Genomic DNA, 14,365 nt, shown 5'->3' with positions numbered 1-14,365 from the left:
TTACTCCGTTCTCCAGGTATCGCAAAGCTTTGTCGGTATTCTTACGTAGGCCACGGATGGTGGGAAGGTGTGTGATTGTCCAGGCCAAGGTAAACGCATCGAGTGTTGCTTAGTCATGGAGTCATCAAGCTGGCTAACATGCTTCTCTATGGAAGTCACGGACAAGCGTATGCCGCTAGTGTCGGCAATTGTTCCGATTTACAATGTTGAGCGCTATTTGCGGGTGGCGCTCGAGTCCCTGGCCGCGCAGACCCACACCAATATCGAAGTGGTCATGGTCAACGACGGGTCGACAGACGGCAGCGCCCTGATCGCGAAGGAGTTCGCCGCCAGGGATGAGCGTTTTCTCCTGATAAGCCAGGAGAACGGTGGCCTGAGCAAGGCGCGCAACGTCGGGATCCGTCACGCGACGGGCGACTACCTGACGTTTTTCGACTCCGATGACATCAGCCCGCACTACGCATTCACATCCGTGATTCGGACGCTGGAGCAGACCGGCTCGGATTTCCTGTCGGGCCGGGTCGTCCGACTCGACAGCAGGGGCACTTTCGACGTGCCCATGCAGAGCGACTCACACGCGAAGAGCATCCTCAGCACAACAGTGGAGAAAACCCCTGCGCTCATGCGCGACTTTCTCGCGGGGAACAAATTCTATCGGCGCCGCTTCTGGGACGCGGCAGGTCTGGAGTTTCCGGAAGGGCTCACGTTCGAAGACGGTCCGGTAAGCGTCCGGGCGCATGCGCTCGCCCATTCCGTGGACGTGGTCAGGATTCCGACCTGTTACTGGCGGATGCGCGAGGTAGGTACCGGGCGGTCCATCAGTCAGCAGAACACGGAGGCGCATTTCTTCACCGACCGGATCGAGACCTCACTCCTCTCGATCGACTTCCTGAGCCGGGAACGGCCGGACCTGCTCGGCCTTTTCTACGCCGAGGACATCGGCCACAAGTTCGTCATCATGTACAGGTATCTGGCCGCAACCTCGCCGGAGGTGCGTGGACAGTTCATGGACAAGGCCGCCGACTACCTGGAGCGTGCTCCTGAGGAGGTGATCGACGGCCTTCCGCCGGATCTGCGTCAGCGGATCCTGCTCACCAAGCGGGGTGATCTGTCAGGGCTGATGGAAGACCTTCAGGCGGTGGCACCCCCCGCTCCGGACAGGGGCAGGCCGTCGATTCTGCGCGCACATTTCCGGCCTCCAGGCGAGCAGGGCGACGTGCACGGCGCCGTGAGCAGTGTGGAGCTCGACGGCGACCAGGTGCGGATCATCGGGTTCGGCCACCTGGCCGGACTGCCCGCCGAAGGCCGGCTCACGGCCGCGAACCGCGCCATCTGGGCGACCCATGACAAGTCTGGCACGAAGCACCGCGTGCCTTTCCAGGCCACCCCCAGCCCGCAGGCTGCGGCGTCGCAGCCCGAGCATGCGGAGTGGAGTGCCGGCTACGCCGGATACGACGCCCGGCTCGACCTCGGGATGCTGAAGAAAGAAGGTCGCTGGCTCTACGGCGTCTGGCGGTTGACCATGACGGCGATGACCCCACGCGGGCTGTGCAAGGGCCTGCTCGCTGCCGGTTCGATCCTGATCGCGCGTGACCTGCGTCCCATCGACGTGGACGCCGACGCCCGGATCATTCCGATCATCGAGGACGGCGCCCTCATACTGCGGGTCAAGAAGACCGAGGCGATGTTGACCGGCTGCCGGGCCGATGGCGAAGACGTGGTCCTGTCCGGACTCGTGCGCGGAAAGCCGACCGAGGGCGCTCGGCTGCAGTTGCGCAGGATATCCCAGGTGGCCGAGGTGTCTGTGCCGCTGGCGACCGCGCGCGGTCCCAAGGGCTTCGCTACCTTCACGGCTCGGCTGCCGATGTCCCAGGTGCTGGCAGAGGTGGGGCCCGCGACGGCGGCTCCGGTGTCCGCCCCTCAGAATCGCCTGTACTTCAACCTCGTCCTCCCCGGTCAGGCGGACCGTAGCCTCCCGGCGGACTTTGGGATGGGAACTGTCAGCCTGTTCGCTGACGGTCAGCGGTTGGACATCGCCGTCGATCACAGCGGAAAGGCGACGGCCACGCTTCGCCCGGCTCTGCCGACGATGGAGCGCGTCCGCTGGGGAGCCGGCGGGACCCTGGAGATCTCGGGTTCGGGCGGGCAACCGTACGGGATGGTGGTCCGGCACAACAGGCGACGGGAAGAGCGGCTCGTGCCGATCGAGGCCGGGCCCGACGGCACCTGGAGCGCTCGGCTCGATCCGACGCGTGTTCCGGTGGCCGGGACCGTGCTCCCGCTCCGGCCGGGGACGTGGCGCTTCATCCTGCGGACCCGAGACTGCGGCGATGTGGACTTCCCCCATGCCGGCCAGGCCCTGGCCGAGCTGGGCTCGAGGGACGGCTTCCACGTCGCCGCCCTGAGCCTGGACCGGTTGGTGCTTCAGGTCCTGCCCCGCCTCGGCGACGACGAGCGGGGCGCGTTCAACCAGCGCACCCTGCGAGAGGTTCGCTATCCCCGCCTTCGGGATCGGCCGCTGCGCGAGGCGATTCTCTACAGCAGCTTCGGCGGGAAGAAGTACTCCGGCGCGCCACGGGCGCTGTACGAGCTGCTCTCGGCGGGCGAGCACGCGGTCGAGCACGTCTGGGTGACCAGCGACGGGCAGGCCCCCCTGCCCGAGGGGGTCCGCAGCGTCGAGCTGATGAGCCGCGGGTGGTACGAAGCCCTGGCCACGAGCCGCCACATCGTGACCGACGTCGATCTGCCGGACTGGTTCGTCTGTCGCAAGGGCCAGACGGTGACGCACACCGGGGACGACCCCACGATCGGCCGCCCAGAAAGCGACCTGCTGGTCAACGGGGACCTGGCGGAGATCGCCGCGGCCGTCCGGCGGGAGCTGAACATCCCCGCAGGCAAGCACATCCTGCTCTACGCGCCGACCCGCAGGCCCTTCGAGCATTACGGCTCGGGTCGGTACAGGTTCGCCCTGCGTCTGGAACCCGCCAAGTTCACCGACACCCTGCGCGAGGAGTACGTGCTCCTGGTGCGGCGGCATCCTGAGGCCATCGACGACCTGCTCGGGATGAACGATGACTTCGTCGTCGACGTCGCGAACTACCCGGACGTCAACCGGCTGCTCGCCGCGGCGGACGTGCTCGTCACCGACTACTCCTCGGTCGCCGCGACCTTCCTCAACACCGCGCGCCCGGTGCTGTTCTACGCCTACGACCTCGATGAGGAGCGCGACTTCGACCCGCCAGGTCCCGTGCTGCGGACCACGGAAGAGATCGTCGACGCGCTTTCGGACCTCGACGCGGTCAAGCTCGAGTACAGCGCCCGCTACGCCGCGTTCCGAAAGGACGACGGCCAGGCCACCGCGAGGCTCGCGGCCCGCCTTTTCGCCAAGTGACTTCCAGGCCTGTCCGTCACGTCGGCGGACAGGCCGAAGTCGTGTGTCTAGCGGAATCCCGGCTCGCCGCCAGGGATCTCCAGACCCGCGAACCGGCCCGCGGACGGGCTGCCCGCACGCACCCGCTCGGCCCGCTCGGCGAACTCCCTCACCTCGCTCGGTGTCAGCCAGGTCGTGGCCAGCACCTTCCTGTCGTTCTTGTCCTGGTAGTAGCGGAAGTCTGACCTGGGTGTCCGCCAGCCCGGTCCGTAGTTGTCCACCAGGAACGCCTCCGTGTCGCGGGGCACGTAGACCTCGCGGTCCATGAAGGTCGCGGGCACCACGGGCTCGAAGGCCTCTTTCTGCAGCTCGTGGGCGTCGAATGACCAGGCCCTGCCGCGGTGGAACCACACGGGAATGACATCGATCCACATCCCGTTGAGCCCCACCTTGATCATGCGGCCGTTGCCGGCGAAGCAGATGTCGAGCCCGAGCTCCATCAGCCGCAGCGAGGTCTCCTGCAACTCGACCTTCAGATCCTTCGGGTGGGTCGAGTCGGCGAGGTAGGCGCAGTCGAAGTCGTCGTCCCCGGGGATGAAGCCCTGGTCGCGGTGGTGGCCGAGCAGCGTGCCGTAGAACAGGAACAGGTGCTTGCCGAAGTGTCGCTCAAGGATCTCCTTGGCGCGGACGTAGACGAGCAGGCGCGCCACCTGCTCGCTCTCGCTGGGCGGCCAGCCGCCCCACTTGGTCGGCACCCGCCCCTCCGCCAGGAGTTCGGGCAGCTTGCCGTTGCCGCCCGGCACATGAACCCGCACGGTGGTGGCGTTGGCGGTGGTGACAAGGTGCCGCCCCTCCACGGTCAGCTCCAGCTCGGTCCGCTCGTCGAACTGGCCCATCACCTCATGGGTGAGCTCGTAGGAGAAGGTGGGCAGCCAGGGCCCGGCGTCGACGGTGATCCGCTTGAGCACGCGACCGCCGACGTGGATGGCGACGCTCTCCTTGGTCCCCGGGGCCAGGTAACCAGAGATGCGCAGGCCCGTGGCGGTGATGTGGGCCTCGAAGAAGCCGGCGCACGTCGTCGTGAGCGGGGCGACCGTATCCAGGTCGGGAGTGACCGTTCGCCCGATCCGGACGTCGTCGGACTGGCGGGTCACGTAGGCGAGGCGGAAGCGCCAGTTCTGCAGCGCCATGTGGGTCCAGGTGGCGTCGATCTCCTCAAGGCGTTGCACGGCCAGCCGATAGACCTCCGCCGCCGCCTCCAGGTCGCCGTGCGCCTCATGCAGCCCGCCCAGCCGGTGTACGGCGTGCACTCGCCGAGGGTGGTGCTCGACCAGGTAAGAGAAGTGCCTGACAGCCTGGTCGAAGGCGTCCTCGGGCGCGTGGCTGTTGCTCGCCACTCCGTCGGCGCCGAAGGTGAACGGTACCGAGTAGAGCCTTTCGAGGCTGTGCGCCAGCCGGTAGCGCCATTCGTGCTCGTGCGGTGCCCTGTCGATCATCTCCTGGAGCGCCTCGGAGGCACGCTGCCACTGGCCCAGTGACTCGGCCACCTTGGCGATCACCTTGAGTACGCGCGTCCGATCCTTGGCCCGTGCCAGGGAGACCTCGAGCCGGTCGAGGTCGCGGATGTCGATCGCCTCGGCCAGTTCGCCGCCCTGTGCGAGGCAGCGGCCCAGGGCGCGTACCCACACGTACTTGCCCGGTTGGAGCTCCAGGGCGCGGCGGAGGTGGGCGATGACGTCCTGCCAGGCGCCCTGGACTTTGGCGACCCGCGCCAACTTGCCGTGGTAGATGGCCGAGTCGGGACGGAGCCGCAGCGCGGCCGAGTAGGCGTCACCGGCGGCCTGCCAGTCCTTCCTCCGTTCGAGCGCCCGCCCGAGTTTGGCCCATCGCCGTGCGTCCTCGGGGTTGCGCCTGACCTCCATCGCGCGTCGCCGTGCGGTCAGCGCGCGGCGCGTTCGCCGGCCGCGTTTGGAAATGGTGTCGACAAGCGCTTTGGGATTGAGGACTTTCACTAGGTTCACCCTCGGATTCGGCAGTTCTGACTTGGGCAAACACTAACCACATCCTTTGGTGGGCTCTTGGATTTGCCGCGATTATTGCCGTCAAGAACGAAGGGAAAATAGCCGGCTAGTCAGCGTATGGGTGGATATCGCCCAGACAACTGGCGGGTGATCATTGGTAAAGCTCCGGTCGAGTCAATGGCCGGTCGAGTCGACCACTCCTACGTTTGCGTGGCAATCGATCGGGAGGGGGACGCGTTGCCGCGATTTCGCATCGGCCGGATTCGCCGCGATATCGGACGGGGCCTCGGCCCTCTCGTCCGGCGGCATGGGTACGGGTGGATATGCCGTGTGCGGGCGGGATTCGGAGCCGACGAGGCCGCGCTGCGCATGCGGCTCGGCCGCCTGGCCGAACAGCGCGGGCGCTACCGGGAGGCGGAGTTCTTCTACCGCAGGGCGACACTCCTGCGGCCCGAGGACGCCGCGTGCCACCTCAGGCTCGGCCGGATCCTGCTGCGTCAGGGACGGGTGCCCGAGGCGGAGTCCGCCTACGCGGCGGCCGTCGCCCTGCGGCCGGACAGCTATCCGTGGCTGACCAGGCTGGCCAAACTGCGGGTACGGCAGGCCAAGTGGGCCGAGGCCGTCGAGTGCTACGAGGCGCTCATCTCGCTCAAGCCCACCAGCCCGCGGCTGCATCTGGCGCTGGGGCAGGTGCTCGAGTCCGGCGACGACCCGTTCGCCGCGATAGCCGTCTACCTGCGCGGGCAGGCGGCCTTCGGGGACGACCCCAGGCTGGTGCGCCGGCTGGCCGACGCCTACGACAAGGTGGGCGACTGGCAGTCGGCGGCCGAGACACTGCGCCGGATCCAGGACCCGGACAGCGAGGTCCTCCTCCAGCTGGCCCGCTCCCTGGTTCTGCGGTACCGCGTGCCGTTCCGCTGCGTCACCTCGCCCGCGGCCGTCACCCGGCCCGACCAGGGCCTGCACGTGGAGGCGATCGCCGCCCAAGCGCGGCCCGGGTCGGGGCTGGGGGTCGAGACGGTAGCCACGCAGGCCGATCCGGGCCTGTTCGCGGAGGCGGTCGCCGCGCTCGAGGCGGCGGCGCAGGAGAAGGTGGGCAGCCCGCGCATCTCCTACCGGCTCGGCCGCCTGTACGAACGCTTCGGCCAGAACGGGGAGGCGGCCCGCGCCTACCGGCAGGCACTGGACGAGCTGGCTACCGTGAAGCGGGCCTGGCGCAACACCGTCGAGTCCGACTGGCGCTTCAGGGAACGATACGTTTCCGAGGCCGGCGACGATCCGAGACTGTTGCGCTCGGTCACGCCCGGGGACGAGACCACCCAGGCCGCACCTGCCGGCTACTTCGAGGCCCTCGTCACCGGCACCGGGCTGCGCCTGCACGGCTTCCTGCTCCCCGACACCGGCGACGAGGTGGAACTCCACGTCGACGGCACGCGGGTCAGGAAGATCGAGGTCAACACACGCAACTGGCGGCCGGGCTTCTCCTACGAGATCACGCACTCGGCGCTGGCGGACTTCCCGGAGTCGGCCTCGCTGACCATGCTCGCCGGAGGTCGCCATCTGGTGGCCGGGGGCGGCGCCCGCGCGCTCGTCCTGACCAACCCCGGTGGCGTGGGACGGCTCGACGGGCTGCTGGCCGAGGGCAGGACCCTGAGCAAGAAGGGCACGCTCGCCCTTCCTGAAGCCGAGCTCAACGACCGCCAGCTGGTCTACGTCAAGGCCTACGGCGAGATGCGCGACCTGCTGGAGGATCTGCTCGGCAAGCAGCTCTTCCTGCTGTACGGCACGCTGCTCGGCTGCCATCGCGACGGCGCGTTCATCGCGGGCGACGACGACTTCGACGTCGCCTACCTGGCCAACTCCAGGAACCCGGCGCGGCTCAAGGCCGAGCTGCGGCGGGACGCCCTCACGCTGCTGCGCGCCGGCTGCGACATCGGCGCCGCTGCGGGCGGCCGGCTCTTCAAGGTCCGGATGCACGGCATCTGGCTCGACGTGAACCCGATCTGGTTCCGCGACGGGGCGGCCTGGGGCTTCATCAGGCACCGGCTGACACGGGCGGATTTCGAGCCGGTACGGCAAACGGAATTCCTGGGTCACCAGGTTTACGTGCCGAACGACGTGGAGGCGTTCCTGGTGGAGAACTACGGGGAGACGTGGCGCACCCCGCAGCCCGGATTCCGCTACTACAGAAAGCCGGAGGACGTGAAGTACATGCGCCGTTCCTGGCTACGTCCGGCGGAACTGGCCGAATTCGCGCGAGAGGCCGAGGCGGTGGCCCGGGAATTCCCCGGAGCCGGCCGTTTCGTGGGAATTCAACAGCCCGCGGAAACCGGCTTCATCAACGACTGACCATTAATCTGGGGGGAAATATGGAGCAAGAAACGACGGTATACGTCGGGATGAGCGCGGACCTCATCCATCCGGGACACATCAACATCCTGCAGAAGGCGGCCGAGCTCGGCGACGTCACCGTCGGCCTGCTCACCGACGCGGCGATCGCCGGCTACAAGCGCCTGCCGCACATGACCTACGACCAGCGTCGCGCCGTCGTCGAGAACCTCAAGGGCGTGGCCCGCGTGGTGGCCCAGGAGACGCTCGACTACGTGCCCAACCTCCAGGCGCTCAGGCCCGACTTCGTCGTCCACGGCGACGACTGGCGCAGCGGCGTACAGAAGGAGACCCGCCAGCGGGTCATCGACGCGCTGGCGAGCTGGGGCGGCCGGCTGATCGAGGTGCCCTACACCCAGGGCATCTCCTCCACCCAGCTGCACGGATCGATCAAGCAGATCGGCACCACCCCCGACGTGCGGCTGTCGCGGCTGCGCAGGCTGCTGGACAGCAAGGACCTGGTGCGCGTCCTGGAGGTGCACAGCGGGCTCAGCGGGCTGATCGTCGAGCACGCGAGCGTGGTGGCCGACGGCGGCCCGCGCGAGTTCGACGGCATGTGGTCCTCCTCGCTGACCGACTCCACGTTCCGCGGCAAGCCGGACATCGAGGCGGTGGACATCTCCTCCCGGCTGCAGACCGTCAACGAGCTGTTCGAGGTGACCACCAAGCCGCTGGTCTTCGACGGCGACACCGGCGGCAAGCCGGAGCACTTCGGCTTCACCGTCCGCTCGCTGGAGCGGCTCGGCGTCTCCGCGGTCATCATCGAGGACAAGGAGGGGCTGAAGCGCAACTCGCTCTTCGGCACCGACGTGGCACAGACGCAGTCCGAGCCGGCCGACTTCGCCCAGCGGATCAAGATCGGCAAGCAGGCGCAGATCACCGACGACTTCATGGTGATCGCCCGCATCGAGAGCCTCATCCTCGACAAGGGCATGGACGACGCGGTGAGGCGGGCGGAGACCTACATCGACGCCGGCGCCGACGGCATCATGATCCACAGCCGTAACAGCAAGCCGGACGAGATCTTCGAGTTCTGCCGCTACTTCGACAAGCTGCCCACGCGGGTGCCGCTCGTCGTGGTGCCGACCAGCTACCCGCAGGTCACCGAGGCCGAGCTGGTCGACCACGGCGTCAACATGGTCATCTACGCCAACCACCTGCTCCGCGGCGCCTACCCGCAGATGACCAAGGTCGCCCACACCATCCTGGAGCACGGCAGGGCGCTGGAGGCCGAACCGCTGCTCGCCTCGGTCAAGGAAACCCTGTCGATCATTCCGGAGAACTGACGATGCTCGATCCCTCCTGGTTCGTCCAGACCTGCCGTGAGCAGGGCATCTCCCTGTTCACCGGCGTGCCCGACAGCCTGCTCAAGGAGCTGTGCACGACGCTCGACACCACCGTGGGCCGCGGCGAGCACGTGATCGCCGCCAACGAGGGCGCCGCGGTGGGCATCGCGATCGGGCACCACCTGCGCACGGCGAGCCCGGCGCTGGTGTACCTGCAGAACTCCGGCTTCGGCAACCTGGTCAACCCGCTGCTGTCGCTGGCCGATCCCGACGTCTACCGCATCCCCATGGTCGTCCTGGTCGGCTGGCGCGGCCGGCCAGGCGTCAAGGACGAGCCGCAGCACGTCAAGCAGGGCAGGGTGATGGCCGACCTGCTGGACTCCATCCAGGTGCCGTGGGCCGTGCTGCCCAAGGACGCCGCCGAGGCCGCCCAGTCGCTGAAGGAGGCGCTGGCCTGCGACGGCCCGTACGTGCTGCTGGTGGAGAAGGACACCTTCGCCAAGGCCGTACGGCCGGCCGCCCAGGACCGCGGCGCGCAGGCCTCCCGCGAGGAGGCGCTGACGGCCCTGGCGGCGGCGGTAGGCCCCACGGCGGCCGTCGTGTCCACCACCGGGATGCTCAGCCGGGAGCTGTTCGAGTACCGGGAGCGGCAGGGCGGCCACGGCCAGGACTTCCTGACCGTCGGCGGCATGGGGCACGCCTCCTCGATCGCCCTGGGCGTGGCCCTGAGCGACCCAGAGCGCGAGGTGTGGTGCTTCGACGGGGACGGGGCCCTGCTGATGCACCTGGGCAGCCTCGCGGTGATCGCCGACCAGGCGCCGGGCCGCTACTTCCACGTGGTGTTCAACAATGGGGTCCACGACAGCGTCGGCGGGCAGCCGACCTCGATCGGCAGGGTCGACGTGGTGGCCGCGGCCATGGCGCTGGGATACCGGCAGGCCGTGTCGACCGACGACGTGGCCGAGATCCCGGACCTGGTCTCCGGCCTGCGCGAGTCAGGGGGGCCCGCGCTGCTCGAGCTGCGGGTCCGCCCGGGCAACCGCCCCGACCTCGGCAGGCCGACCAGGACGCCGGAGCAGAACAAGCAGGCGTTCATGGCGGCCCTGCGAGGTGGGCAGGGGTGAGCGGCGCCGTCCGCTACGGTTCCGGGGCCATCCAGCGGCTCCCGGAGCTCGTGCGGTCGTGGGGGGCGCGGCGGGTGCTGCTGGTGTGCGGCGGACACTCCTTCGAGGCGTCCGGCGCCGACCGCGTGCTCGCCCCGCTCACCCAGGTCGCCCAGGTACGCCGGTGGAGCGGGTTCAGCCCCAATCCCGACGCGGCGGACCTGATCGAGGGCCTGGCCATCGCGGCCGACCTGGATCCCGACGTCATCGTGGGCGTCGGGGGCGGGTCCACGCTGGACATGGCCAAGCTGCTGTGCGCCTTCCCCGGCGTCACGGACGCCGACAAGCTCGCCCACGCCATCCGCGAGGGCCGGCCGGCGCCCGTCAGAGACCGTCGGCTCGTGCTCGCGCCCACCACCAGCGGCTCCGGCAGCGAGGCCACCCACTTCGCGGTCGTCTACATCGGCTCGGAGAAGTACTCGGTGGGCGGCGAGGCCATGCGCCCCGACGCCGTGCTGCTCGACCCGGACCTCACGGTGAGCGGCACCGCCTACCAGCGGGCCGCCTCCGGCCTCGACGCGGTCGCGCAGGCCATCGAGAGTCTGTGGGCGTCAGGAGCCACCGACGACAGCCGCCGCTACGCCCGGCGGGCGCTGCGGGTCCTCATGCCCGCCATCGAGGACTTCGTCCGCGCGCCCTCCGCAGGAGCGGCACGGGCCATGGCGATCGGCAGTCACCTGGCGGGGCGGGCCATCGACATCTCCAGGACCACGGCGGCCCATGCCCTGTCCTACGGAATCACCAAGAGATACGGCGTGAGCCACGGGCACGCGGTGGCCCTCACGCTCGGCGCGTTCATCGGCGCCCACGGCGAGGCGGACGAGGGGCGCCTGCAGCCTGGAGTGACGATCGGCGCGCACACCGCGGCACTGTCCACGATCGTCGACTCGCTCGGGGCCACCAGCCACGGCCAGGCCGGACGGCGGTGGACGGAGTTGGGCGACCGGCTCGGGCTGCCGATGCGGCTGGCCGAGATCGGCGTCGATACACCCGACCAGCTGAGGCGGCTCGCCTCGGCGGCCAACGCGCAGCGCATGAGCAACAATCCGGTCCGGTTCACCACCGAGGAACTCACGGACCTCATGCGACGCGCTTTCTAACACACAGCTGGGTCAAGAAGCGGCATGGACATGCTCTAGGTGTAGCAGACAGTAGTCGCTGACGTACCCAAGGTGGCCATTCTTAATTTCTAGGCACCAGCCCACGGGGGGGTAGAACCACATGAACGATCGGCCCGTGTTCGTCATCGGCTGTCCGCGTTCCGGTACCACGATGCTGCAGCTCATGCTGCACTCCCACCCGCGGATCGCGGTGGCGCCGGAGACCAGGTTCGTCGAGCCGGCCTACTACAAGCGCCGCAGGTTCGGGGACATGCGCGATCCGCGCAACCGCGAGGCGCTCGCCGAGTGGATTGCCGATGACAAGACCACCAAGTTCAGGGAGCTGGGCCTCGACCGCGCCGAGTTCATCCGGCAGGCGGCGCTGAGCCCGGGCTCTCTCGGGTCCGTGATCGGGACCGCGTTCCGGATGTACGCCGACCGCTTCGGCAAGAGCCGCTGGGGCGACAAGCGGCCCAGCTACGTACGTAAGACGCCGCTGCTGCGCCGGCTCTTTCCCGACGCCCAGTTCGTCCACCTGATCAGGGACGGCCGCGACTGCGTGGCCTCGCTGAAGGAGATGCCCTGGTACAACCTGGACACCTTCCACGCCGTCTCGGCCTGGGCCGAGGCCATGGACGCCGGTGCGGAACTGCGCAGGTCGCTGCCCGACGACACCTACTACGAGCTGCACTACGAGGACCTGACCGACGACCCGGTGACCGAGATGAAGAAGCTGTGTCACTTCCTCGGCGAGGAGTTCGACCCGGCTTCGGTCTCGCCGGAACAGGCGGCGAAGGTCGCGGTACCGAAGCACAAGGTGTGGCACACCAACACGCACGGCGAGGTCACCCGGTCCCGCGTCGGTACCTGGACCACCAGGCTGCAGCCTTGGGAGATCGCGCTGTGCGAGAGCGCGCTCGGCGACCGGCTCAGGGCGCGCGGCTACGAGCTCAGCGACGCGCCGCAGGCGGCCGCGCAGCACCTGGCCGCCTTCCGCGCCACGCTTCGCAAGCGCTCCAAGAACCGCCGCAGCAAGGTCATGAACGACCGGTGGAACCGGCTGCGCGAGCCGGGTCCCGTGCCCGCCCTCCTGACCGACGGCCAGCGGGCCGCCGCCGGGCTGGCGCCGCTGCGCGGGAAGTCCGCCGAGGTCTGGGTGGGCTGAGGTGACCAGGTACTCGATGGCAGATGTGCACGAGACGCGGAAATCGCGCGACTCGTGGTGGACGGTCTATCTCGTCGATCCGATCGCCTGTCCCGTGGCGCTGGTGGTGGCCAACCGGACCCGGTTGACCCCCAACGCGCTCACGGTGATCTCGCTGGCGCTCGGACTGGGGAGCGCGGCCTGCCTGGCAGCACAGGAGCTTGCCGCGGGGGCGCTCCTGTTCTACCTGAGCTTCATGATCGACTGTGTGGACGGGAAGATCGCTCGGCTGAAGGGCACGGGGACGCCCTTCGGTCTCTGGCTGGACTACGTGGGCGACCGGGTGCGGGTGGTGTTCTGCGCCGCCGGTCTGGCCTACGGTCAGTACGCGGCCACCGGCGACGTCACCTACATCGTGGTCGGCGCGGCGGTAGCCGTACTCGACCTCTTCCGCTACGTGAACGCGCCGCAGATGAAGCGCGTGCGCGAGGTGGTCAGGGAGGCCAAGCAGGCCAGGGCAGACGCCAGGGCAGACATGGTGCCGGCGCCGCGCTCGCCGGGGAGGCCACCGAGCTTCATGAAGCGGGTCAACAGGTTCCTGGCCCGGCGCCGGGTGCGGTCGCACGTGTTCAGCGGGATCGAGTTCCACGCGTCGGTGTTCGTGGTGGCGCCGCTGATCGGCGTGCCGGCGCTGGTGCCGGTCTCGGCCGTGGCCAGCGTGCTGCTGCTGGCCAACGAGCTCTTCCTGATCTACCGGCTCTGGCTCTTCACGCGCAGGCACAGTGCGGTCACCCAGCAGAGCCGCGAGCACGTTCTCGTCTGATTCGGGGGATGGAATGTCTGACCGGCCCGTGTTCGTCGTCGGCTGCCCGCGTTCGGGGACCACGATGCTGCAGCTCATGCTGCACTCCCACCCGCGCCTGGCGGTGCCGCCGGAGACTCGGTTCGTGGTGCCCGCCTACGAGGGCCGCCGCTCCTTCGGCGACCTGCGCGAGCCTGCCGCGCGCGGGGCGCTGGCCCGCTGGATCGCCACCGACTGGAGCACGAAGTTCCACGAGCTCAAGATCGACGAGCATGAGTTCGTACGGCAGGCCGTCCAGGGCCCGGGCTCCCTGGGCTCGGTGATCGGCACCGCGTTCCGCATGTACGCGGACCGGTTCTGCGCGCCGCGCTGGGGCGACAAGCGACCCAGCTACGTCAAGCAGGTCGACATCCTGCTCCGGCTCTTCCCCGACGCCCAGTTCGTCCACCTGATCAGGGACGGACGCGACTGCGTGGCCTCGCTGAAGGAGATGCCCTGGTACACACTGGACTCCTACCACGCGGTCGCCACCTGGGCCGAGTCGATCGACGCCGGGGACAGGCTGCGCGGTTCCATGCCGGCCGGCACCTACTACGAGCTGCGCTATGAGGAGCTGACGGCCGACCCGGCGAGCGAGTTGGCCAGGCTCTGCCACTTCCTGGAGGAGGACTTCGAGCCGGCCATGGTCTCGCCGCGCCAGGCGGCCGGCATGGCGGTGCCGGCGCGCAAGGTCTGGCACAGCAACACCCACGGCGACGTCACCCGCTCGCGCGTGGGCAGCTGGTCGTCCCGGCTGGAGGCGTGGGAGATCGCGCTCTGTGAGCAGGTACTGGGCGACCGGCTCCAGTCGCTGGGCTACGAGCTCACCGGCGCCCCGAAGGCCCGCATGGACCACCTGGCCGCCTACCAGCGCACCGCGCACAAGCGCAGGGCCGGCCGGATACGCAGGGCCATGCGCGACCGCCTCGAGCGGCTGCGAGAGACGGGCCCGGTGGCCGCCCGGATCACCGCCGGCCAGCAGGCGCTGGCGGGCGTGCCACGGCAGCGCACCGCCCCCCTGGAGCGACTCAGCGCATGACGTGAGCCGACAG

The 14,365-nt window shown here is 69.0% G+C and carries 9 protein-coding genes; 8 read left to right on the top strand and 1 reads right to left on the bottom strand.

The genetic code is table 11. The features are described 5' to 3' along the window. The first annotated feature begins 148 nt into the window (after positions 1–148). The gene (locus tag ACIBHX_RS09425; RefSeq protein WP_397065851.1) at positions 149–3,391 is read left to right on the top strand and encodes a CDP-glycerol glycerophosphotransferase family protein; all 3,243 of its coding nucleotides are present in this window, start codon (positions 149–151) and stop codon (positions 3,389–3,391) included. 47 nt (positions 3,392–3,438) lie between these two features. Here ACIBHX_RS09425 and ACIBHX_RS09420 read toward each other — a convergent pair whose 3' ends face one another. Beyond that, positions 3,439–5,382: a tetratricopeptide repeat protein gene (locus tag ACIBHX_RS09420; RefSeq protein WP_397065849.1), complete on the bottom strand. Its 1,944-nt coding sequence runs from the start codon at positions 5,380–5,382 to the stop codon at positions 3,439–3,441. Positions 5,383–5,721: 339 nt separating this feature from the next. Between ACIBHX_RS09420 and ACIBHX_RS09415 the strand changes: the two genes are divergently transcribed. The 7 genes from ACIBHX_RS09415 to ACIBHX_RS09385 all read left to right on the top strand — a co-directional run bounded on the left by ACIBHX_RS09415 (position 5,722) and on the right by ACIBHX_RS09385 (position 14,352). Further along, positions 5,722–7,740, top strand: a complete 2,019-nt coding sequence (locus ACIBHX_RS09415; RefSeq protein ID WP_397065847.1) for a tetratricopeptide repeat protein — start codon at positions 5,722–5,724, stop codon at positions 7,738–7,740. Between the two features lie 50 nt (positions 7,741–7,790). After that, positions 7,791–9,065 (top strand): phosphoenolpyruvate mutase, encoded by a 1,275-nt coding sequence (gene aepX / locus ACIBHX_RS09410; protein ID WP_397065845.1) that lies wholly within the window; start codon positions 7,791–7,793, stop codon positions 9,063–9,065. 2 nt (positions 9,066–9,067) lie between these two features. After that, positions 9,068–10,189, top strand: coding sequence for a phosphonopyruvate decarboxylase (gene aepY / locus ACIBHX_RS09405; protein WP_397065843.1), 1,122 nt, complete (start codon positions 9,068–9,070; stop codon positions 10,187–10,189). After that, complete coding sequence (locus ACIBHX_RS09400) at positions 10,186–11,328, top strand: phosphonoacetaldehyde reductase (protein ID WP_397065841.1); 1,143 nt, start codon at positions 10,186–10,188, stop codon at positions 11,326–11,328. Before aepY ends, ACIBHX_RS09400 begins: the two co-directional genes overlap by 4 nt. Before the next feature lie 121 nt (positions 11,329–11,449). Continuing rightward, entirely contained in the window at positions 11,450–12,493 is a 1,044-nt protein-coding gene (locus ACIBHX_RS09395) for a sulfotransferase family protein (RefSeq protein WP_397065839.1), read from the top strand. Positions 12,494–12,509: 16 nt separating this feature from the next. Then, positions 12,510–13,295: a CDP-alcohol phosphatidyltransferase family protein gene (locus tag ACIBHX_RS09390; protein ID WP_397065837.1), complete on the top strand. Its 786-nt coding sequence runs from the start codon at positions 12,510–12,512 to the stop codon at positions 13,293–13,295. Positions 13,296–13,308: 13 nt separating this feature from the next. Further along, positions 13,309–14,352: a sulfotransferase family protein gene (locus ACIBHX_RS09385; RefSeq protein WP_397065835.1), complete on the top strand. Its 1,044-nt coding sequence runs from the start codon at positions 13,309–13,311 to the stop codon at positions 14,350–14,352. The last annotated feature ends 13 nt before the right edge of the window (positions 14,353–14,365 follow it).

The organism is Nonomuraea sp. NPDC050536 (assembly GCF_044457685.1).
Lineage (GTDB): Bacteria > Actinomycetota > Actinomycetes > Streptosporangiales > Streptosporangiaceae > Nonomuraea.
The sequence above is the reverse complement of the archived record's forward strand: the minus strand, read 5'-3'. Positions and strand labels throughout refer to the sequence as shown.

Bases quoted from the DNA above. Each gene is read 5' to 3' on its own strand.
- ACIBHX_RS09425 (WP_397065851.1), top strand. From the start codon at position 149: ATGGAAGTCACGGACAAGCGTATGCCGCTAGTGTCGGCAATTGTTCCG.
- aepX (WP_397065845.1), top strand. From the start codon at position 7,791: ATGAGCGCGGACCTCATCCATCCGGGACACATCAACATCCTGCAGAAG.
- aepY (WP_397065843.1), top strand. From the start codon at position 9,068: ATGCTCGATCCCTCCTGGTTCGTCCAGACCTGCCGTGAGCAGGGCATC.
- ACIBHX_RS09395 (WP_397065839.1), top strand. From the start codon at position 11,450: ATGAACGATCGGCCCGTGTTCGTCATCGGCTGTCCGCGTTCCGGTACC.
- ACIBHX_RS09390 (WP_397065837.1), top strand. From the start codon at position 12,510: ATGGCAGATGTGCACGAGACGCGGAAATCGCGCGACTCGTGGTGGACG.
- ACIBHX_RS09385 (WP_397065835.1), top strand. From the start codon at position 13,309: ATGTCTGACCGGCCCGTGTTCGTCGTCGGCTGCCCGCGTTCGGGGACC.